This window comes from Maribacter zhoushanensis (genome assembly GCF_029350975.1).
In the GTDB taxonomy this organism is placed as follows: domain Bacteria; phylum Bacteroidota; class Bacteroidia; order Flavobacteriales; family Flavobacteriaceae; genus Maribacter; species Maribacter zhoushanensis.
The window spans coordinates 451,428-473,148 of the sequence record NZ_JARKMR010000002.1 but is presented as its reverse complement, the minus strand read 5'-3'; the positions used below and the strand labels follow the sequence as shown (position 1 = coordinate 473,148).

Annotated in this window: 17 protein-coding genes; 15 read left to right on the top strand and 2 right to left on the bottom strand. The window is 34.3% G+C overall.

Annotated features, from left to right (window positions below; translation table 11 throughout):
* The first annotated feature begins 3 nt into the window (after positions 1-3).
* The 3 genes from PXD56_RS08745 (at position 4) to PXD56_RS08735 (ending at position 2,963) form a co-directional block, all read left to right on the top strand.
* The gene (locus PXD56_RS08745; protein WP_276492953.1) at positions 4-633 is read left to right on the top strand and encodes an SDR family oxidoreductase; all 630 of its coding nucleotides are present in this window, start codon (positions 4-6) and stop codon (positions 631-633) included.
* A 145-nt stretch (positions 634-778) separates the two neighbouring features.
* The gene (locus PXD56_RS08740) at positions 779-1,969 is read left to right on the top strand and encodes a PQQ-dependent sugar dehydrogenase (protein WP_276492952.1); all 1,191 of its coding nucleotides are present in this window, start codon (positions 779-781) and stop codon (positions 1,967-1,969) included.
* A 154-nt stretch (positions 1,970-2,123) separates the two neighbouring features.
* Complete coding sequence (locus PXD56_RS08735; RefSeq protein WP_276492951.1) at positions 2,124-2,963, top strand: aminotransferase class IV; 840 nt, start codon at positions 2,124-2,126, stop codon at positions 2,961-2,963.
* A 14-nt stretch (positions 2,964-2,977) separates the two neighbouring features.
* Here PXD56_RS08735 and PXD56_RS08730 read toward each other — a convergent pair whose 3' ends face one another.
* Positions 2,978-3,820 (bottom strand): hypothetical protein, encoded by an 843-nt coding sequence (locus PXD56_RS08730; protein ID WP_276492950.1) that lies wholly within the window; start codon positions 3,818-3,820, stop codon positions 2,978-2,980.
* A gap of 292 nt (positions 3,821-4,112) precedes the next feature.
* Between PXD56_RS08730 and PXD56_RS08725 the strand changes: the two genes are divergently transcribed.
* Positions 4,113-4,304, top strand: a complete 192-nt coding sequence (locus PXD56_RS08725) for a cold-shock protein (protein ID WP_027067037.1) — start codon at positions 4,113-4,115, stop codon at positions 4,302-4,304.
* Positions 4,305-4,360: 56 nt separating this feature from the next.
* Here the strand turns inward: PXD56_RS08725 and PXD56_RS08720 are convergent, their stop codons facing one another.
* Positions 4,361-5,116 carry a helix-turn-helix domain-containing protein gene (locus PXD56_RS08720; protein ID WP_276492949.1) on the bottom strand — a complete coding sequence of 252 codons (756 nt, stop codon included), beginning with the start codon at positions 5,114-5,116 and terminating at the stop codon, positions 4,361-4,363.
* Positions 5,117-5,356: 240 nt separating this feature from the next.
* On the opposite strand from PXD56_RS08720, the gene PXD56_RS08715 reads away from it, so the two are divergent.
* The 11 genes from PXD56_RS08715 (at position 5,357) to PXD56_RS08665 (ending at position 21,566) form a co-directional block, all read left to right on the top strand.
* Complete coding sequence (locus tag PXD56_RS08715) at positions 5,357-5,752, top strand: type III secretion system chaperone family protein (RefSeq protein ID WP_276493277.1); 396 nt, start codon at positions 5,357-5,359, stop codon at positions 5,750-5,752.
* 12 nt (positions 5,753-5,764) lie between these two features.
* Positions 5,765-6,478, top strand: a complete 714-nt coding sequence (locus tag PXD56_RS08710) for a PspA/IM30 family protein (protein ID WP_276492948.1) — start codon at positions 5,765-5,767, stop codon at positions 6,476-6,478.
* Positions 6,479-6,482: 4 nt separating this feature from the next.
* Positions 6,483-7,193 carry an OB-fold-containig protein gene (locus PXD56_RS08705; RefSeq protein ID WP_276492947.1) on the top strand — a complete coding sequence of 237 codons (711 nt, stop codon included), beginning with the start codon at positions 6,483-6,485 and terminating at the stop codon, positions 7,191-7,193.
* Between the two features lie 14 nt (positions 7,194-7,207).
* Positions 7,208-9,274: an SPFH domain-containing protein gene (locus PXD56_RS08700; protein ID WP_276492946.1), complete on the top strand. Its 2,067-nt coding sequence runs from the start codon at positions 7,208-7,210 to the stop codon at positions 9,272-9,274.
* Between the two features lie 59 nt (positions 9,275-9,333).
* Positions 9,334-14,223 carry a DNA repair ATPase gene (locus tag PXD56_RS08695; protein WP_276492945.1) on the top strand — a complete coding sequence of 1,630 codons (4,890 nt, stop codon included), beginning with the start codon at positions 9,334-9,336 and terminating at the stop codon, positions 14,221-14,223.
* 209 nt (positions 14,224-14,432) lie between these two features.
* Entirely contained in the window at positions 14,433-14,879 is a 447-nt protein-coding gene (locus tag PXD56_RS08690) for a KTSC domain-containing protein (protein ID WP_276492944.1), read from the top strand.
* Between the two features lie 29 nt (positions 14,880-14,908).
* Positions 14,909-16,210: a DEAD/DEAH box helicase gene (locus PXD56_RS08685; RefSeq protein WP_276492943.1), complete on the top strand. Its 1,302-nt coding sequence runs from the start codon at positions 14,909-14,911 to the stop codon at positions 16,208-16,210.
* A 36-nt stretch (positions 16,211-16,246) separates the two neighbouring features.
* A complete protein-coding gene (locus tag PXD56_RS08680; protein WP_276492942.1) occupies positions 16,247-17,797 on the top strand; it encodes an SDR family NAD(P)-dependent oxidoreductase in 1,551 nt (516 codons plus the stop codon).
* A gap of 121 nt (positions 17,798-17,918) precedes the next feature.
* Positions 17,919-19,877, top strand: coding sequence for a hypothetical protein (locus tag PXD56_RS08675; protein WP_276492941.1), 1,959 nt, complete (start codon positions 17,919-17,921; stop codon positions 19,875-19,877).
* Between the two features lie 3 nt (positions 19,878-19,880).
* Positions 19,881-20,708, top strand: coding sequence for a DUF2490 domain-containing protein (locus PXD56_RS08670; protein WP_276492940.1), 828 nt, complete (start codon positions 19,881-19,883; stop codon positions 20,706-20,708).
* A gap of 21 nt (positions 20,709-20,729) precedes the next feature.
* A complete protein-coding gene (locus PXD56_RS08665) occupies positions 20,730-21,566 on the top strand; it encodes an MORN repeat-containing protein (RefSeq protein ID WP_276492939.1) in 837 nt (278 codons plus the stop codon).
* Positions 21,567-21,721: the final 155 nt, after the last annotated feature.

Below are 21,721 nucleotides of genomic sequence, written 5' to 3'. Positions count from 1 at the left end.
AAAATGGAAAATGTATTAGTTGCTGGTGCTAACGGTACCACAGGAAAAAAAATAGTTAACCTTTTAAAAAGCTCTCAATACTTTGAACCAGTAGCCATGGTTCGTAAAAAAGAACAGCAAGAACAATTTGAAAAGGAAAATATAAAAACAGTTTTAGGTGATTTAGAAAAAGACTTGTCACACACTGTAAAAGATATTGATAAAGTAATATTCGCTGCCGGATCTGGCGGTAAAAAAGTTGTTGAAGTAGATCAAGAAGGCGCTAAAAGTTTAATTGACGTATCTAAAAATGCAAACATTAAAAAGTTTGTAATGCTAAGTTCAATGGGCGCGGACAACCCTGAAGAGGCTAGTGATTTAAAGGAGTATTTAAAAGCAAAGCATAATGCAGATGAATATCTAAAATCTCAAAATTTAATGCACGCTATTGTTAGACCAGGTTCTTTGACAAATGATTCGGGCACCGGTAAAATTGAACTAAAATCTAAATTGAATAAACAAGGTTCTATTACTAGAGATGATGTGGCGCAAACCTTGGTAAGGTCTTTACATGATGATGCCGCCATTAATTCTACTTTCGAAATTATACAAGGAGATACTCTTATTGGTAAAGCAATGGATGGTAACTCTTAAATATTAAAATGTTGTTTGGTTGGTTAAAGTCGATCCTAACTTTGTTACGGGTCGGCTTTTTTGATTAAAATATTTTACATCTCATCAATAAATCTTGATAGTAAATCATGTTGTGTATCTTCGTACAATACTAAACAACTTCTATATGAAAATATCATTTTTAAAACTAACTATGGTTTTGTCCGTAGTTATTGCATTACATTCCTGTAAACAGAATCAGAAAGAAAATAGCGAGAGTACAGCAAAAGAGATTGAGCTTGATAGTACAGATTTAGCTTTGCTAGAATTAAACCTTCCTGAAGGATTTCAAATTAAAGTTTTTGCTAGGGGAGTAGATGGCGCTCGATCTATGGCAATGGGTGATGATGGAACACTGTTTGTAGGCACAAGAACTGAAAATAACGTTTATGCTATTCAAGATACTGACGGTGATTTTAAAGCGGATAACATTATAGTACTAGATACTATGGAAGTACCTAACGGAATTGCCATGAGAAATGGTGATTTATATGTTGCGCAACCAGGTAGTCTTTGGAAATATCCTAACATTGAAGACCAAGTTGGCGGTGAATTGAAAAAGGAATTGATTTATGATGATTTTCCGACCGAATTTCATCACGGATGGAAATATATAGCCTTTGGACCTGATGACAAATTATATGTACCCGTTGGTGCTCCATGTAACATTTGTAACCGTACGGATGAAGACGAGCGTTTTGCAACAATTTCAAGAATGGACCCAGACGGAAGCAATAGAGAAATATACGCAAGAGGTGTTAGAAATTCAGTTGGTTTCGCTTGGCATCCAGACACTAAGCAAATGTGGTTTACAGATAATGGTCGTGATATGTTGGGCGATGACATCCCACCGTGTGAGTTGAATACTGTTACAGAAGCTGGACAACATTTTGGTTATCCATTTTGTCACGGAGGTATAGTTAAAGATCCTGAATTTGGAGAATTAAGACCTTGCTCAGATTTTGTTGCCCCTGCTTTACAGTTAGGTGCCCACGTAGCTCCATTAGCTATTAAGTTTTATACTGGTAACATGTTTCCTGCAGAGTATCAAGGCAAAGCTTTTATTGCTGAGCATGGCTCCTGGAACAGAAGCAAGAAAGTAGGTTACAGAATTATGATGGTTGATATTAAAGATGGTAAAGCTATTAACAGTAAACCTTTTATAGACGGATGGTTAAATGAATCTGAGCAGAAAGCATCTGGCAGACCAGTAGATATGTTAGTTTTAAAAGATGGATCAATGCTTATATCTGATGATTTTGGAGATGCTATTTATAGGCTTTCCTATAATGATACAGCGCTAGCAGCCAACAATTAATGAATAGATAATATGTATAAAAAAGCAGCTACTAAGGCTGCTTTTTTTATGCGAATATGCCAGAATTGTTCGTTCTGTGGCTATATTTATAGTTCATTTTTAGATTTGATCTATCCATAATATTTCAATAACAACCAACAGGTTATAAAACAATATGAGTTATCCAGATAAAGTTTATTTAAACGGACAGATTGTAAATTCTGATGAAGCTAAGGTCTCGGTTTTCGACCGCGGATTTATTTTTGGTGATGGTCTTTATGAGGTTATGGTTCAAATAAACGGAAAATTCTTTTATGAAAAAGAGCACCTAGAACGTCTACAATCCGGTTTACATAAAATCAATATAGATTTTGATACAAGCCAACTTTCAATTGGAATAAATGACTTATTGAAAGCTTCGCTGTTAACCGAAAAGGACTGTATGCTGTATATACAGATTACTAGGGGAGTGGCACCACGTCAACACTCTTTTCCCTCAAGTATAAAACCAACAGTAATGATGTATGCAGTACCGAAAGCTTTACCTGAAATAAACTTGGTAAATGCACATGTAATTACACGAAAAGATTTTAGGTGGTCTAGATGCGATATTAAAATGACTTCTCTTTTAGGTAATGTGATGTTAAACGAAGAAGCCATGCAACATGAATGCTATGAGACCATATTACATAGAAACGGCATGTTCACCGAAGCTTCTCACAGTAATCTATTTTTTGTTAAAGATGGGGTCGTTTTAACCCATAAAGCAGATGAATATATTCTTAACGGAATTACTAGAATAGTAGTAATTGAGCTTTGTAAATCACTAGGTATAGAGGTGAGAGAAACGGCAATTTCATTAGAAGATATAGGAAGTGTTGATGAAGCTTTCTTAACAGGAACTAGCACTCAAATTGCAGCTATTCAAAAAATTGATGAGTACCAATTATATACAGGAAATAAAAAAGGCCCCATTACTAAAAAGTTACAAGAGGCCTTTTCTAAATTGAAATAAATGCTTGTCTATTACTAGTCTATCTTAAAATAAGTGAAAAACTCATCTGCATCTTTTATTTTCATAAGGTCTAGAATATAGCATACTTCGCTTAAATCAGAAAAATCTAATCCGCCTTCGGCAACACTTTCATTTAGATATCTGCCGTCCTTACCATTGTATTTGTTTCCTAAACTAATGGCGGTATTCCAAACATTAGTTAAATGCTGATTATTAATTTTAGATTCCCAATCTACCTTACTGTCAGACTTTAAGCCTGGTGTACCATTGCCCACAGCATTGCCATCGGCTATTTTGTGATAGTCGGTTGCTGTTTTTACATACATTAACTTAACTGGTTCAGTGACAGATTCGTTCCAATCACTATGTTGAACCACATGAATATGATCTTTAATTTTTAGAGAAGGGTCTTTTGTTCTAATTTTCTTTACCCAGTCTGCAGTAAAATCTGATTGCCCAGCTTCAGCTATCCAAATTGACCCACCATTTTCAATGATGCTCATTGCCTTACTCACAACTATATCTATAGATGCTTCCCATTCCTTATCCGCATCTGCCCAATTACTTTTAAATGCCAATTTCATTAGCTCATTTGGCGGCACATATAATCCTTCTTGAATACCATAAGTGCCGGCAACAGCTAAATAATTTAAATCTTTATAATCTGGGTGATTTAAAAGTGTAGCCAAACCGGCTGAAGTATGTAAATCGTCTATATCAGTTTTACAATCTAACTGAACAAGCAGTAAATCTTTAGAAATATCGAATTTAGATTCTTGAGCTATAGCAGCGTTAGATAAAAGTAAAGTAAACAATACCCCAAAAAGGGCATTTTTAAATAAAAAGAATTTTTTCATTGTAATGAGTATTTGATGTTGATATTAGTTGTTTCTACTAAAGTATCATAAAATATAATTACTCAATTGAGTATTAAGGACTAAAACTTACCCTCTTTTTATATTTGAGATAAGTTATTTTGTATGAATTTGAGAAGAATTGTGCCTGCAGATGACCTTTTAATTCAATTTAAGTACGAAAACTCTTAAAGTATTCACAAAAAATAGATATAAAACTACTTTAAACGCTGTTTGTCAACTATTGGCGTCATCTTTGCCTCTTAATAAGTATTATAATTTAAATTACATTACAATGAGTAAAGGAACAGTAAAATTTTTCAATGACACAAAAGGTTTCGGTTTTATCACTGAAGAAGGAGTTGAAAAAGATCACTTTGTACACATTTCTGGTTTAATCGACGAAATTCGTGAAGGCGATGAAGTTGAATTCGAACTTAAAGAAGGTAACAAAGGTTTAAACGCAGTGAACGTTAAAGTTATCTAAGACATATATACATTCAAGTTTAAGAAAAAGCCCTTCAGTAATGAAGGGCTTTTTTATTATAGATCATTTTTAAGTCTATCAAAGTCTTTTTCCAATTGAAATAACTTTTCTTCCAAATTAAAATTGGTTTCGGGCAATCTATGATAGAACACATACCGCACTCGCCACATTTCTTTTATATCTTTAAATTGTAAGGTAACATCGTCTACATTTTTGTGTTCTGCACGTAATACAAAATGATCATTGGTAATAAACAATCTTCGTAAAATGATATTTTGGTCCGTAACGGTAAAAACTAAAGTGCCATTATTTAATTTAGAATAAACATTTGGCGGAATAAATTCACCAATGGCAATATCTTTAGGAAACATACCCGATTCATTTTTGCTCATTTCTAAATTCTGAACAGTATAAGCCCTAAATTTCTTATCAGGATTTATAGGTAATGATAAAAATGGTAAATCTTGTATGTAAGAATCTTTATCAAAATACTTAATATAATCAGATTGATTTAGGGTTGTTATACACGGCACTTTTATAAAAAATTCTTGTTCGCCTAAATCTTGTTCTACTGTTAAATTTCCTTTGAACTTTAATAAATTATTTACCGTTAATTCTGTCGTTAACAGATCATCTATAGGGATGCTAAAATAATTAGCAATCTTTATTAACGTCTCTAATTTAGGTTCACTTCTTCCTTCTTCATAAGCACCCAAAGTGCCTCTCTTTAAGTCAAAAAGCTCCGCAAACGCTTGTTGGCTGAGACTTTTTAAGCTTCTTATTTTTCTAATATTCTTTCCGAAATATGACATTTTTTGCTAATAATATTTGCAATTGATAAAAATATATTTATATTTGTCTAACAAAATTAGCAATAATTATTTAGAATGCTATTGTTTTGAGCAAGTAATTTTAGTTTAACCTTTTTAAAACACAATATTATGTTCATCGTAGTTGTTTACATTTTGGCACTCCTTATATAATTAAGGAAAACACACCAATAATATTTTGTATTATTGAATTTAAGAATCCACCTACAAAAACCAACACATATGAAAAACCATTTTAATATAACCAGAGATTATCTACTTCAATTAAACTTTAATATCGTTAAAGAAAATAGAGGAGAAGGTATTTTGGTTGTAGAGAAAGAAGATTCTGGAATAAAAAATCTGATTTTAGGAGTATCGCCTCCAATTCTAATTATGGAACAATTTATATTTTCTGTCCATAATCAATCAGAAAAAATCTTTAAAAATTTACTTCAGAAAAATAGAGATATCATTCACGGCGCTTTCGTTCTAGATGAAACTGCAAACCGGGTCATATTCAGAGATACTTTACAAATAGAGAATATGGATCTTAACGAGTTTGAAGCTAGTCTAAATTCATTAAGCCTGCTAATGAGTGAATACTCTGACCAAATAATTGAATTTTCTAAATATTAAAAATAAAAAATCATGAATATATTTAAAAGACTATTTAAAATAGGAGAGGCTGAAACCAATTCAGCAATAGATAAGATGGAAGACCCTATAAAGATGACAGAACAAGGCATTAGGGATATGAAGCAAGATCTGGAAAAAAGTTTAGAGGCGCTTGCACAAGTAAAAGCACTTGCAATACGTTCTAAGAACGATCAAGACGTTTACAAGAACAAAGCTAAAGAATATCAAGACAAAGCCATTATCATTTTAAAGAAGGCAAATAGTAAAGAAATGGATGTTTCAGAAGCAGATAGACTTGCTAAAGAAGCTTTAATGCAAAAAGAAACCAACGAAAAGCAATTAGAAGCTACAAAAGTAGAAACTGAAAAATTTGAAGCTAACGTAAGCCAAATGCAAGGTAATGTTGAAGCTTTAAAAGCTAACATTGGTAACTGGGAGAATGAGCTTAAAACACTTAAAGCACGAGTTAAAGTGAGTAACGCTACCAAAAATCTTAACAAGCAAATGGCTGAATTGGATAGTACCGGTACAGTTTCTATGCTTGAAAGAATGAAAGATAAAATAGCGCAAGAGGAAGCCTTGGCAGAAGCTTATGGTGATATTGCAAATTCTAGTAAATCTATTGATGAAGAATTAGACAAAGCTGCTGATACTACTGAAGCCGCCGCAGATGATGAACTTCAAAAATTAAAAGAACAATTAGGGTTTAACAAATCCAAAAAATAAAAATTTGAATCAACTAATAGACATATTATTTTCAGAGGTAAATATTACATTGACCTTATTGTTGATACTCCTTCTGGTGTATTGGATCATTACCATGATAGGTGGTCTTGATTTTGACCTAGATGTTGATGTAGATATTGACGTAGATGCGGATATTGATTTTGACTCTAGTATAGAAGGTGGTAATCTTGATTTTGAAGATATCTCTAATACAGAGGTCAATCAAGATGATGTTTTAGGAAAAAGACGCAGACCATTAAAATGGTGGCAAATTTTCCTTATCTATTTCAACTTTGTGGGACTACCTTTTATGTTCACATTTACCTGCTGGATATTTGTTTGGTGGTTGATGACAACCTTATTGACGACCATTACGTTAACATATGAAAACTATATAGGTTTCATAATTATGTTAGCTGCATTTTTTCCAGCACTATTTGTTAACAAACTATTTACCACTCCATTTAAGGGCTTCTTTAAGCACCTGAACAAAGATGGTGATGCGCCTGTAGATTTTTTAGGAAGGCAAGCTATATTGTTATCAAACATTAGTGAAGATAAAATGGGGAATGCCGAAGTTAAAGCAGAAGGTAATAGCCATTCTATTTACGTAAAATCATTAGACCGTAAACCGTTAACCTACGGTAGCTCGGTATTAATTATCAAAAGATCTGCGGATCATACACACTTTTTAGTACAATCTTATAACCAATAAAACTTAAATCATTTATGGAATCCATCTTTTCAATTATCGGTATTGGTCTGGGAGTAATCCTCTTCCTTATCATTGTTTATTTTGCAATTATTGCTATGTTCTACAAAAAAGTTCATCAAGGTCAAGCCTTGGTCAGAACCGGATTTGGAGGAACTAAAGTAGCTACGGACAAAGGTCTTTATGTTGTACCCGTATTTCACCGAGTTGAAGTAATGGACATTTCAGTAAAGAAAATACAAATTGAAAGACTTGCTACAGAAGGCTTAATTTGCAAGGATAACATGCGTGCAGATATTAAAGTTGCCTTCTTTGTTAGGGTAAACAACGAAGTAGACCTTATTAAAAAAGTTGCTCAGACCATTGGTGTGCAAAGAGCTTCTAAGCAAGAAACTCTTGAAGAGCTTTTTGAAGCCAAGTTTTCTGAAGCCTTAAAAACCGTTGGTAAGAAATTCGACTTTATTCAATTATATGAAGCTCGTAGAGAGTTTAGAGATGAAATTGTAGATATTATTGGAATTGACCTAAATGGTTACACCTTAGAAGATTGCGCCATAGATTATCTGGAGCAAACTGCCGTGTCACACCTAAAAGCAGATAATATTCTTGATGCTGAAGGTATTAAGAAAATTACGGATTTAACCGCTGCACAAAACATTAAAGCCAACCTTATTAAGCGTGATGAAGAGAAAGTAATCCGTAAACAAGATGTTGAGGCACGTGAGGCTATTCTTGAACTAGACAAGCAGTTAGCTGAAAAAGAAGAACAGCAAAAAAGAGAAATCTCAAATATAAAGTCTCGTGAAGAAGCTGAAATTTTAAAGGTTTCTGAAGAAGAATTGTTGAAATCAGAAACTGCCCGTATTGCCACTCGTGAAAAGGTGAAGGTTGCTGAAGAGAACATGGAGCGTCAAATTATTGTTGCGTTAAAGAACAAACAACGTACCGATGCAGTTGAAACGGAAAGAGTTGAAAAAGACAGACTTTTAGAGGCTACGGAAAGAGAAAGAGTTGTTACTCTTGCGCAGATTGAAAAAGAGAAAGTTGTTGAAGTTGAGAAGAAAAATATTCAAGATGTTATTCGTGATCGTGTTACCCTTGAAAAAGGAGTAGTGGAAGAGCAAGAAAACATGAAAGATATTCAAGCTTTCAAAACTGCAGATCGTGAGAAACAAGTGAAAATTACGATTGCCGAAGCAAACGCTCAAGAAGACTTAATTAAAACGATTAAAGCTGCAGAGGCTCAAAAAGAGGCTGCTAAACAAAAAGCGGAAGAAATCAATATTGAAGCATTGGCACATAAAGAAGCTAGTGAGAAAGAAGCAGAAGCCCGTAAAATTTTGGCTGAAGCAACAGCAAAAGAAGAAGCAACTGTTGGTATGTCTGAAGCTCAGGTGATGCATGCTAAAGCTGATGCTTTTGAGCGTGAGGGAATTGTACAAGCAATCATCATTGAGAAAAAAGCAAAAGCTGAAGCTACCGGTATTGAAGCTAAAGCAGAAGCAAAACGTAAAGACGGATTGGCAGAGGCTGATGTAATCAAAGAAAAAGCTTTAGCAGATGCCGCTGGTATTGAAGAAAAGGCAAATGCAATGAAGAAACTAGATGGTGTTGGTAAAGAGCACGAAGAGTTTAAGTTGCGTTTAGATAAAGAATTACAAATAGATCTTGCGCAGATTAATATTCAGAAAGATATTGCAGATGCACAAGCCCAGGTTATTGGTGATGCATTAAAAGCTGCCAAAATTGATATTGTAGGTGGTGAGACTATGTTCTTTGATCAAATTATCGGACAGATTACAAAAGGTAAAGGTTATGATAGATTGGTAGAGAACAGTACCAATATACAAGACGTAAAAGATGCTATTTTAGGCAGTGACGACGTTAAAGGTAATCTATTGGAAAAGGTTAAAGAATTCGCGGATAAATACGGTATTTCATCTGAGGACCTTAAAAATGTAACTATTGCTAATTTACTGATGGACTTAAAATCTAAGTCTAATGACAGCGATGAGCAGACGTTATTTAGCAACCTATTTAATCTTGCTAAAGGATTAGGTATGGGCGATAAAAAGCTAAAATAACATAGTGTCTAGAGTTTTTAAGTGAATTATTAATGTAATACTAAAGCCTTGTTATTTTTATGGCAGAAGAATCCCGAACAGACAAAACGGAAGAACATATTTTAGATGGCGGTACTTATGATGTAATTAAAAACCGACTGCAAAAGCAGAAGGAACTATTACAGAGTAAACTGATTGAGCTAAATGATGATAGAAAAACCGTTTTTGGATCATTAGAGACCAAACTTATTGCTAATGATAGAATCAATACGGAAAACAATTGTATAGCAAGAGATATCGTTTCTTTTGGTGATACTTGTCTGTTTGGGTATAACGTTCATTTTGGACTTAGAACTGAAATAAACATTAAAGATGTTTTTAGTAGTTACACTTTTGTAGACAATAGTTTTAAAGCTTCTGATCTTAACTTGTTAGATGACGAAACTTTTAAGTCTGATTTTACCAACTTATATAAATATTATAGAAATACGATATTTTCCAATTTTGCCATAATTGGAAATTATCTTCATATGGTCTTTCAGTTAAGCGAAAGTCCTACCGACATTAAAACCTTTAAATGGTTGTTGGTAGAAAACTCGCTTAAGTATATTGATAACCGTAGTGAACATGAATATAAATTTCCTGTTCAGCAAGAATTTAAATGGCAAGAAGCTACTAGAGATATGCACCGTTATGGTGAGCATTCTCACGTTTCTATCAAAGACAGGGTTTTTGTGGAAACTATTGGTGGTGACCTTACCATAAAAATTGAGGATAATACCGCAGAAGGTAAAGGTATTTTAGATGAACCTGTAGAATATGTTGATCAGACTTTAGATGATGGTCAGTATCGTTTTGGAGATTTAGGCAATCTATTGGTACTAGAAATAAAACCATTTCAAGAATCTCCTCGCTATTTTGTTTTTAATGACAAAATGAGAGAGGTTCAAAAAATAGACTCGGTTAAAGATGCTTGTATTTTACTGCCAGATGACCAGGGAATCATTTTCCCTACGGGGTATTATTTGCAAACGGGGGAGTATCATATTTTTGATAGCTCCATTCCAAATGTGAAATTTCAAGAACGTATTATTTCACCTAACGGTGAAGATTTTCTTTATGTTTTTTATTCCGCAGTAGAAGGGCTTTATAACCTAATGTCTTATAATATTATAAGTCAGGTTATTAAAACACCTATTATTTGTAACGGATTTACAATTTTGGAAAATGGTGAGCTTTGTTATTTTAAAACAGAGCAAGAACAGACCAAACACCATGTGGTTCAAATTTGGCAAACACCGTATTTAAAAGGGGATTATGTACCTTCTCAACATGAAGATACCTTATTATACAAAATTGGTAACAAAGATATTGTAAAGGCTATGGCAGAGGTCAATGGCTTAATTACACTATTGAACAAAAATGATAATTACGCAGGTCTATATAGTGATATTGCAAAATTCTCTAAAGATATTTTAGATGCCTATTATTGGTTGCCAGAGCCAGAAACACATCAATTAAATGAGCCAATTGAAGAAATCAACAAGGCTTCCAATGCTGCTATTGATGAGTTTGAAAAAGTAGTACAACTTCGAAAAAATGCTCAGAATCAAACCAAGCTGATTCAACAAAACTCAGAAGAGTTATTTAATAAAATCAAGAGCACTTCTTTTAAGAGTATAGATGAGTTTGTGGCGTTGCTTACAAGATTACGGTCTATTAGAGGCGAGGCTATTTCACTGAAAGAAGTGAGGTATATTGATTTAGAATACCTAGAGGTACTTGAAGAGCAAATAGCGGAGCAGACCAAGAAAATATCTGAGCGTTGTGTTCAATTTTTATTGAACCCGAATGCATTACAACCTTACCATGACGCATTAAAGGACAAAAAGGAATTTATAGCTACCGTTGAAAAGGTTATAGAGGCTAAAGAAAAAGAAGCTGAAATAAATGAGATCAGTACCGATCTTGAAATGCTTATTGATATTGTCTCAAATTTAGAGATTGAGGATACGGCTCATTCCACAAAAATAATCGATGATATTTCATTGATTTTCTCAACCATAAACGAGCTTAAGGCTGCATTGAAAAACAAGAGAAACTCTCTTGGTATTTCTGAAGCCAAAGCTGAATTTGCCGCACAACTAAAATTGATCGATCAAAGTATCATCAATTACTTGGATATGGCGTCTACACCAGAAAAGTGTGATGAATACCAAACCAAAACATCTATTCAATTAGAGGAGCTAGAAGGTAAGTTCACTGATTTTGAAGAATTTATTGAAACCATTATTGAAAAAAGAGAAGAAGTCTACGCTGCTTTTGATGCTAGAAAAAACTCTTTAATCGAAAAAAGAAATAAAAAGTCTAGTGCGCTGGCCAACGCTTCTAGTAGAATATTAAAAGGGGTTCAAAAAAAGGCACAGAGTTTTAATTCTGCAGTAGAAATCAACGGTTATTTTGCTTCAGATTTAATGATCAATAAACTTCGAGATATCATTGCGCAATTACAAGAGCTCGATGATAGCGGTAAAGCCGAAGAAATTGAAACCCAATTAAAGACCGCTAGAGAAGACGCTCTTAGAAAATTAAAGGACAAATTAGATCTCTACGAAGACGGTGACAGTGTTATTAGATTGGGAAAACATAAATTTGGAGTCAACAAGCAGCAGTTAGACTTAACCATTGTTTTTCATGATAACGAACTAAACTATCATTTAACGGGCACTGATTTTTATAAGGTTCTGAACAATGAAGAATTTGTAAAGAACAGGCACTTATGGAATCAAGAGTACGTTTCAGAAACAGATGATATTTATCGTGCCGCATATTTAGCCTATAAATTATTTTCAAAATTCACAGAAGAAGATTTACTTCCTTTAAGTGATGAAGAGTTGTTGAAACTTGTTCAAGAACAAAGTAGAAATGATTATTCCGAAGGTTATATTAAGGGTGTTCATGATGTAGATGCTTCGCGCATACTAAAACTCTTAGTACATAAACATCATGAATTAGACTTGCTTACTTATCGACCGGAAATAAGAGGATATGCTCAATTTTTTTGGAATGATTTAGAGGACGATGTTAGAAATGAGCTGGATAAAGGTTTAAAATCTGCAGGTGAGGTTTTACAATACTTTCCTGAATCTAAAGAGTATGCTTCAATAATTGAAGAGTTAACATATAAAATAGAAGGTTTCGCAGAAGAAACGAAACTTTTTGATGCAGTTTTGAGTACAGATATTGCCGAGTATTTGTTTGAAGAATTGAAATCTGACTCAGAGTTTGTATTCAGCAGTTTTGCTATTCAACTGAAAGATGAATTTTTTAAACTTTTAAAGTCTCAACAAGCGGATCTGAAGTTTAAGAAAAGTGTTGAAGATGCCGGTGACCTTGAAACTAAAGTAAGGTTGGCAAAACAGTGGGTAGGGGCGTTTTTAAAATCTAAAAAAGATGTAGATACCTCCATCAATCTTAATAGATATGAAAATGAAATTGTATCTGCGCTTTTATTCAGAGATGAATCTGCTTCAAAAATCAAGGCTGTTTCACCTAACGAGGTTTTAAAAGATCTTAGAGGTTCTCATGGTACTATAGTTGAAGGTGTCTATTCATTTAACTACCATGATTTTGTATCTAGATTAAACTTATTTGTATTAGACGAAGTACCAGCATTTTTAAAGTTCAAAAAGACCAAACTAGATATTACAGAGAAATTAAAAACCGATTTAAAACTAGAAGAATTTAAACCAAGAGTACTTACTTCTTTTGTTCGAAATAAGTTAATTGATGAAGTGTATCTTCCAATTTTTGGAAATAATCTAGCGAAGCAATTAGGCACGGTAGGGGCTAACAAACGTACAGACAGAATGGGTATGTTACTTTTAATATCTCCACCAGGTTACGGTAAAACTACTTTGATGGAATATATTGCCAATCGACTAGGTTTAATATTCGTCAAAATCAATGGTCCTGCAATTGGTCATGAAGTAACCAATGTTGATCCTGCTTCTGCCATGAATAGTGCCGCAAGAGAAGAACTTAAAAAGCTGAATCTTGCTTTTGAAATGGGCAATAATGTCATGCTATATATTGATGATATTCAACATTGTAATCCAGAGTTTCTTCAGAAATTCATTTCCCTATCAGATGGTACACGTAAAATAGAAGGTGTTTACGAAGGGCAACCAAAAACGTATGATTTACGTGGTAAAAAATTCTGTGTAATTATGGCAGGTAACCCATATACGGAAAGTGGAGAGAAATTCCAGATTCCAGATATGTTGGCCAACCGTGCAGATATTTACAACCTTGGTGATATTATTGGTGAAACAGAACATTTATTTAGATTAAGTTTAGTAGAAAATTCACTTACCGCAAATCCTATTTTACAACAATTGGCAAGTAAAGAATTTGACGATGTTTATACCCTAGTTGAACAAATTGAATCAAAGTCTGATGAAGGGCAACTAATAGGTAATCACTCTAGTCAAGAAGTAGAGGAATACAAAAAGGTACTTGAAAAAGTACTTAGGGTAAGAGATGTATTGCTGAAGGTAAACGCTACGTACATTAAAAGTGCAGCTATGCAAGATGAATACAGAACAGAGCCTTCGTTCAAACTTCAAGGGTCTTATAGAGATATGAATAAATTGGTTGCACAGATCGTACCTATAATGAACGAAAGAGAGTTAAATACGCTTTTGCGTTCACATTATGAAAATGAAGCCCAGACGTTAACCGGTTCTGCTGAAGCCAACTTATTAAAATACAATGAACTTATTGGCAACCTAACGACTGAAGAGGATTCTCGTTGGAGCGCTATAAAAGAACAATTTGTCAAAAACAATAAGCTAAAAGGATTTAGTAATGCCAATGAAATGGCTCAAGTACTTTCACAGATGATGGAGTTTTCTGAAAATCTTGCAGGTATTAAGTCTGTACTTGAAAAAGGTCTTAGAAATGAGTAACAAATGATTACCGTTAGCAAACAAGCTCAATACACGCTTGCGAATCATTGATTTAAAATTTATATACAATTCGATGCCTGGCTGACCGTATGGAAGGCATCAAAGCTTTTAAATCTTGATCATCAAGTGATTATTTTCTTTTATTACTGAATTTCAAGCTTTCACGTCAAAATAAAGATGTAGTTTTGCACCCGCAAAAAAGCTGCATTATGAAGCGTATTAATGAATACAAGAAACTCTTTGGGGTTGAGAAAGAAATTGAACTCAAGGCACTTAAGTCTACATATAGAGGTTTGGTAAAGGAATGGCACCCAGACAAATTTCAAGACGGTGATGAGAAAAAAGAAGAAGCAGAGGTTCAAAGTCGTCGTATAATTGACGGTTACCACTTTCTAGTAAGTATTGCTCCTGAAACTAAAGAAGCCAACAAAGAAGAATATAATCTATCAGTTTTATCTGGTATTGCAGATTTTCAGCATAACGGTTTGGTTTTAGAAGTAACCTTTGTTGATGGTGCTACTTATGAATATTTCGGTGTAACGAAACCAATTTTTCAAAAAATGATCAACGCTAATAAGTTGAACAGATTTGCAAAAAGAACAATATTCCCAAATTACCTTTACAGAAAATCTAAACGAGAGCTTCAAGAAGCATAATCGTATAATTAAATGGTAATAAGAAACGCATGAAAAATCAACAAGAGATTTTATCAAAATTGAATATTGATGCGTTGAACCCGATGCAAGTGAGTGCATTAGACACCATCTCTTCATCAAACAATACCATATTATTATCTCCAACCGGTACAGGAAAAACGTTAGCTTTTCTTTTACCGGTTTTAGAATTTTTAGACCATAATAATCCTGAAGTTCAGGCATTGATATTGGTTCCCTCCAGAGAATTGGCAATTCAAATAGAACAGGTTATTCGTAATATGGGTACTGGTTTTAAGGTGAATGCCATTTATGGCGGTAGATCAATGTCAAAAGATAAAATAGAACTAAAGCATACTCCTGCTATTTTAATTGGTACACCCGGTAGAATTTTAGACCATTTTATGGCTGATCGTTTCACCAAAGACCATATTAAAACATTAGTTCTTGATGAGTTTGATAAGTCATTAGAAGTTGGCTTTGAAGAAGAAATGAGTGAAATTCTAGCAGAACTTCCTCATCTTAAAAAACGAATTCTCACTTCTGCGACAGAAGGTGTCAAGATTCCCAAATTTGTTGGTTTAGAAAACCCGAAGCGCGTAAATTTCCTTAAAAAGGATACGCCATCACAACTTACCATCAGCACCGTAATTTCAGAAGATAAAGACAAGCTAAAAACGCTTGTGCAACTATTGAAATATATAGGGGAAGAGCCAGGCATTATCTTTTGCAACTTCAAGGATAGTATTGAAAGTGTTAGTGATTATTTAAGTAATAAACATATACAGCATGAGTGTTTTTCCGGTGGCATGGAACAGAAAGAACGTGAACGTGCTTTAATTAAATTCAGAAACGGCAGCAGTCGTATATTAATTGCTACAGATTTAGCTGCTAGGGGAATAGACATCCCTGAATTAAAGTTCATTATTCATTACGAATTACCACATCGTATTGAAGAGTTTACCCATCGTAATGGTAGAACTGCCCGTGTAAATGAAACTGGTACAGCCTATGTTTTACAATGGGATAAAGAATCTTTACCAGAGTTTATAAAAAAATCCGAGGGAATAAATATTGGAAAAACGAAGAGGCTAGGAGACCCTCTTTGGGAAACCTTGTTTATTTCTGGTGGAAGAAAAGATAAAATATCTAAAGGTGATATTGCCGGGCTTTTTTTTAAGCAAGGTGGTCTAAACAGAGACGAATTAGGGGCTATTGAGCTTAAGCAAGATTGTGCTTTTGTAGCCGTACCCAAGAGTAAATCTGACCAACTTGTAAATGAGCTGAACAATTCGCGTTTAAAAAAGAAAAAAGTGCGCATTACCGTACTTTAACCATAGTTAGTATTTTTGCCCTCTTAAGGTAATATGATGAAGGATAAACAACACGAGAACGAAACTGATATCGATCTAAACGAGATTGAAAGTTGTATTGAAATTTTAAATCGTTTGGTTACGGATACCAACCAGATTTTTGAAATACCTGAAGATAGAAGAATTGCCTTGATTAAAGCTGCCGGTCAGTTATCTAGACCTAGCAAGCAAGAGTTTGCCAGAAGGGTTAAAGATGCCAAACGTAACGAAAAAAGAAAGCAAGCGGTTCGTGATAAACATGCTCGTAAAGAAACCGGAATTCGTAGTGCCCGTGAAGCACATGTTTTTGTTGCGCCAAAATTATTACCAGCTGCAGAGTTAGCCAGCAAAGATTTACCTGAACTTACTACGCCACGTAATTGCTACGTTTGTAAAGCTGAATTCACCAAGCTTCACCATTTTTATGACACCATGTGTAGTGATTGTGGTGATTTTAATTATGCAAAAAGATTTCAAAACGCCAATGTTAAAGGACAGGTTGCCGTTATAACTGGTTCTCGTTTAAAAATTGGTTACCATATAACTTTAATGTTGCTTCGTGGTGGAGCAACGGTTATTGCTACTACTCGTTTTCCTGTAGATTCTGCGCTTCGTTTTTCTAAGGAGGAAGATTTTATGGAGTGGGGGCACCGCCTTAAAATTCATGGTTTAGATTTAAGGCATATACCCAGCGTTGAAATATTCTGCAACTTCATAGAACAGCAATATGATAAATTAGACATCTTAATAAACAATGCCGCACAAACGGTTCGTAGACCTTCAGGATTTTACCATCACTTAATGGAAAATGAAGAAAAAGAAATTTCTTCACTACCTAAGTTTGCGCAAATGGTATTAAGTGATCATGAGAGTTGTCTTCAGGAGTTAAAAGGATTTAGTAAGCAAGCATCGCCTAACCAAAATATGCCGGTAACATGGCATGGTCCTGAACCGGGTATTGGTATTAGGGCTTCTGCAAAGCTTTCTCAAATTCCATATAGCTTTGACAATGCATTGGTAGCGCAAGAAGTTTTCCCAACAGGGGAATTAGATGCCGATTTACAACAGGTAGATTTACGTAAGACCAATAGCTGGCGTTTAAAATTAGGTGAAATAGAAACTACTGAAATGATCGAAGTTCAGTTAGTAAATTCTGTTGCTCCGTTTGTGCTTTGTAATCGTTTGGCAGAATTGATGAAAAAAGAAAATACAGGTCAGAAACACATTATTAATGTTACTGCAATGGAGGGTAAATTCCATCGTTTCTTTAAAGAATCTCGCCATCCACATACAAATATGGCCAAAGCTGCATTAAATATGTTAACCCATACCGCTGCAGGAGAATTGGCTAAAGACGGAATCTTTATGAATGCAGTTGATACAGGTTGGGTTACAGATGAAGACCCTGCTGAATTAGCTAAAAAGAAACAAGAAGTTCACGATTTTCAGCCTCCTTTAGATATCGTGGATGGTGCAGCAAGAGTTATGGATCCATTATTTGACGGTATTAATACTGGAAAGCATTGGTGTGGTAAATTTTTAAAGGATTACTTCCCAATTGATTGGTAATATCACAACGTTTAAATGTTTTTATTGCTTCATTCTCAATTGTTTAGAAACGTTTAATAAATAGTTAAAATTTATACGTTTCTAATTTACTAGTCTGAATCTATTTTCGTTTTTTTGCGGCATGATTAGGCTAACTATCAAAGTATTACTACAATTTCTTGCATTTATCATCATCGGAATTTCTATTCCAATGAGTGCTCAAGAAACACAAACCTACAACGGACCTCTGCAAATAGGAAAGTATAACGGTAAGGCAACATATTCTTATAAGCTTGTTGATAACGATACTGTTCTTCATGGAGATTTTACGGTTCTGCGTTCCAATCTTCAAGAGCTTTTACAGAAACAAGACTATTCGTTTCAATTTAAAGGTGCTTTTGTTGACGGTACTGCAAACGGACCATGGAAATTTCAATTTGGGGAATTTAACTCCAAAAGTCAGTCCGAAGTTATAGATTACCAATACCGTGTTCTTGTTAGTGGAATTCAAAAATCCGCTAGCGGAAAAATTCAAATGGGCAAACCTAATGGTAAATGGACCATTTTAGAAGAAAAGATTGATGACTCTGAAATATCTAGTACGTTATTTAAAAGTATTGTTTCTTTTGATAACGGTGTTCCACAACAGAACTTTAGTATAAATAATGAAAACTATACACTTGTTGGTAGGTTTTTAAGAGATGGCTTAGCGCATGATGAGTGGTCGTTATTTCCAACAAACGGAATGGACCAATCTGAAAGCTGGTATTTTAAAGATGGAATTCTACAATCTATCAGAGTAGATGATGACAATGACCATAAAACTATAAATGCTTACAAAGCTTATAACGGTAAAACAAAGGTGATCAATCTTGACGCCGGCTACATTAAAGCTTTGGAAATTCAACTTTCTCAAGTAGATGTTGATATTCTACATCATAATAGTTTACCAGAGCTTCTAAAACAGAATGCAGCACGTTATCAAGAAGTTGATGACATTTTATCTGAGCTTGGAAAATCTGAATTTCTTCCTGAGTTTAAAGTTAAGGTACCATACTACCCTTTAGATTCTTTAGATGAATCAAAGGTAGATAGCATTGTAGCCTATTACAAAAAAGCAAATGCATTAAGCGAATCTATATTACATAACTCGCAACTGAACATACTAAAGCTGTCTGATGTACAGACGGCATATCAATACAATACAGTACTTCATTTAAAAGAAAATTTTCTTAAACCCATTCAAGAAATTGTAAGTTATGATTCTTTGGGTATTTTGGAATACACATCGCGCCAGCAGCTAATAAGCCATGTTTTTCCAGCAGGAATGCCAGAATCTAAAGTGGATATTAAAATGCAAATTGATAGTGTTGAATCATCTAAATCGTATTCAATTCCGTCTTCAGTACTGACCAATTCTACAAACTCTAACCTAGAAAATATTGAGGCCGTTGCTAAAATGGGTTATGACGGTATTCAAGCAATTGCCAACGAGGTAAAAGAGACCCTAGCACATGAAAAAAGGCAAAATGAATTGGCAAGCCTAGAAGAAGAAATCATTGTGCAGAACGATTCATTGGTAACTTTTATTGAAGCTATAAACGATAGTATTCCGTTAAAATATGCCAAATCGTTACAAAAAATTAAGTCTTTTGCCAGTACTACTTTGAACGATTACTCAAAAGTGAAATCTGCCAAAAACAGATTAACGGAAGCTAGAAACACCGTTAAGTGTTTAGAGAACTTAAATGCTTTATCTTTTACGTTTTCCCAATTGCCACAATATAAAACTACCATAGAAGAAAGTTATACTGATCGAATTTGGAATCCGTTTATGGCAACTCTAATGGATGAGGATATTAAAAAGAAAATTACATCAGCTTACTCCAAAATTTTAGAGCCTTACTTTTTAGATGAAATAGCGCAGCATTTATCTTGTGATTCTGTAGGTGCTTTAAATGATACTATTAATGCCACTCATACCAAAGTTTTAGAACTGAAAGATAAAGACACCAAAAAACTGGAACGGAAACTGAAAAAAGAAAAAGACCCCGTTGCCATATTAGAATTGTTGAATGTACAAAACACTACAAAGCAATAGCCTATGAAAACGTTTCGTACATATTTCGTCAACCTGGTATTCTTAATTTTTCTTGCTTTTCAAATAACGGCGCAGGAAAAAGAAGTTGTTGAATTGCCAGAATATTCAAAGTATAAGGATTTAGGTACCAAAACCTGGATCAATACTTATGGTAATATTAGAATAAGTAAGCGCCTATTTTGGGACGCCCAAACACATCTTAGATTAGAGGAAACAGAAGCTACTCCATTTTTTGGTCAGGTTGCACAAGTTTATAACAGACATGCAATAGGGTATATTCATTCCAAATATTTTAATGTGAGATTAGGCGGGGTTTTGAGACTTAATTTCAATACAGATGAAGCTTCTACGGACCGTAATCTAGTACCAGAGTGGCGTATTTGGCATCAATATCAGTTTGCACAATCTCTTGCTAGTATGATGATTTATCACCGTATACGTATTGAACATAGATGGACGCAAAGTTTTGTGGAGAATAGTGAGTACATTTTCAGAAATAGATGGAGATATATGTTCAGAATGAAGATTCCATTGAACAACCACAAGCTTAAACCTAAGACCTTTTATGTTGCTCCAGAAGCAGAATTGATAATGCAAAGTGGAAAAGCGGTAGTTGCTAGCCCCATGGAAGATTTACGTTTAACCACGACCCTAGGATATATTTTAACGCCTAGACTAACCGTTGCTGCCGGTGCCATGTATTCTCAAGGACAAGATTTAACCAATGGAGGATATTTTAAACAAAGTTGGGCAATGCGTTTTCACGTATATTATTCACCAGATTTTAGAAAGGTGAAAAACAAACTTCCAGAAATTCATTTAACGGACTAGAAGTTTAGCTAATAGATAAGTATGAAAAAGAAGGATATTACATTGTACGGTTTGCTTGCTATTATTTCTGTATTAGCACTCTATTTTGGTGTAAAGTCTAACACTTTACAGAATGAAATAGGGGAGAGCAGCAAAGCAAAAAAGGAGCTAGATGTATTGGTTACAGGTAATAAAGAGTTGGTAGCAATTGACTCTGTTTTAATGGAGGGAGATTATAACAAGGCGATTGAATCTTACAATACTACCCTACAGAATCATGAAGAGTTAAATACCGTTATCCCTTTACGTATTGCGCTTGCACAGAAGTTAATGCAAAATAATACGGTTAACACTACAGAAAAGGGAACAGAAAAGATTGCCTTAGATTCAACGGCTATTGCACCAGTTTCGCAAAGCGAAATCAGAAGTATAGATTCTTTAAATTTTGCATTAGAAAAAGCGCGTGTTCAAATTACTAATATGCGTAAGCAGTTGAACAATAAATCCTTTGGAGAATATCTTAGTTTTACTAGTAAAAAAGGTACTGCATTACATTATGTTGGTCAGGTGAAAAATAATAAAGCCAATGGTATCGGTATTGCGGTATTGGAAACGGGCAGTAGGTACGAAGGCGAATGGGAAGACAATCTACGCGAAGGTAATGGTACCTTTTATTGGGCAGATGGTCAGTATTATATTGGCAGCTATAAGAATGATATGCGTAATGGAGAAGGCACCTATTTTTGGCCTAACGGTGAAAAGTATAAAGGGCAGTGGAAGGACGACATGCGCAATGGTAAAGGTATTTTTCATAAAAAAGAAGGTTCTGTCATAAGTGGTATTTGGGAAAATGACAAGCTCAAAGAAGCTGATAAGTAGACCAAGTTTTTTCATACCACTATTTTATCTAAAATTTTAGCACTAGATCAGGTCAAATCTTAATAAGCAATTGTCAAATTAAGAAAATCGTAAAAATTTCTTTCATGGTATGTTTTGCGTAAAGGTTTAAGTAACTTTAGGTTTTAACCAACCTA

Bases quoted from the DNA above. Each gene is read 5' to 3' on its own strand.
- PXD56_RS08680 (WP_276492942.1), top strand. From the start codon at position 16,247: ATGAAGGATAAACAACACGAGAACGAAACTGATATCGATCTAAACGAG.
- PXD56_RS08725 (WP_027067037.1), top strand. From the start codon at position 4,113: ATGAGTAAAGGAACAGTAAAATTTTTCAATGACACAAAAGGTTTCGGT.
- PXD56_RS08675 (WP_276492941.1), top strand. From the start codon at position 17,919: ATGATTAGGCTAACTATCAAAGTATTACTACAATTTCTTGCATTTATC.
- PXD56_RS08695 (WP_276492945.1), top strand. From the start codon at position 9,334: ATGGCAGAAGAATCCCGAACAGACAAAACGGAAGAACATATTTTAGAT.
- PXD56_RS08730 (WP_276492950.1), bottom strand. From the start codon at position 3,820: ATGAAAAAATTCTTTTTATTTAAAAATGCCCTTTTTGGGGTATTGTTT.
- PXD56_RS08735 (WP_276492951.1), top strand. From the start codon at position 2,124: ATGAGTTATCCAGATAAAGTTTATTTAAACGGACAGATTGTAAATTCT.
- PXD56_RS08700 (WP_276492946.1), top strand. From the start codon at position 7,208: ATGGAATCCATCTTTTCAATTATCGGTATTGGTCTGGGAGTAATCCTC.
- PXD56_RS08740 (WP_276492952.1), top strand. From the start codon at position 779: ATGAAAATATCATTTTTAAAACTAACTATGGTTTTGTCCGTAGTTATT.
- PXD56_RS08745 (WP_276492953.1), top strand. From the start codon at position 4: ATGGAAAATGTATTAGTTGCTGGTGCTAACGGTACCACAGGAAAAAAA.
- PXD56_RS08670 (WP_276492940.1), top strand. From the start codon at position 19,881: ATGAAAACGTTTCGTACATATTTCGTCAACCTGGTATTCTTAATTTTT.
- PXD56_RS08690 (WP_276492944.1), top strand. From the start codon at position 14,433: ATGAAGCGTATTAATGAATACAAGAAACTCTTTGGGGTTGAGAAAGAA.
- PXD56_RS08665 (WP_276492939.1), top strand. From the start codon at position 20,730: ATGAAAAAGAAGGATATTACATTGTACGGTTTGCTTGCTATTATTTCT.
- PXD56_RS08715 (WP_276493277.1), top strand. From the start codon at position 5,357: ATGAAAAACCATTTTAATATAACCAGAGATTATCTACTTCAATTAAAC.
- PXD56_RS08685 (WP_276492943.1), top strand. From the start codon at position 14,909: ATGAAAAATCAACAAGAGATTTTATCAAAATTGAATATTGATGCGTTG.
- PXD56_RS08710 (WP_276492948.1), top strand. From the start codon at position 5,765: ATGAATATATTTAAAAGACTATTTAAAATAGGAGAGGCTGAAACCAAT.
- PXD56_RS08720 (WP_276492949.1), bottom strand. From the start codon at position 5,116: ATGTCATATTTCGGAAAGAATATTAGAAAAATAAGAAGCTTAAAAAGT.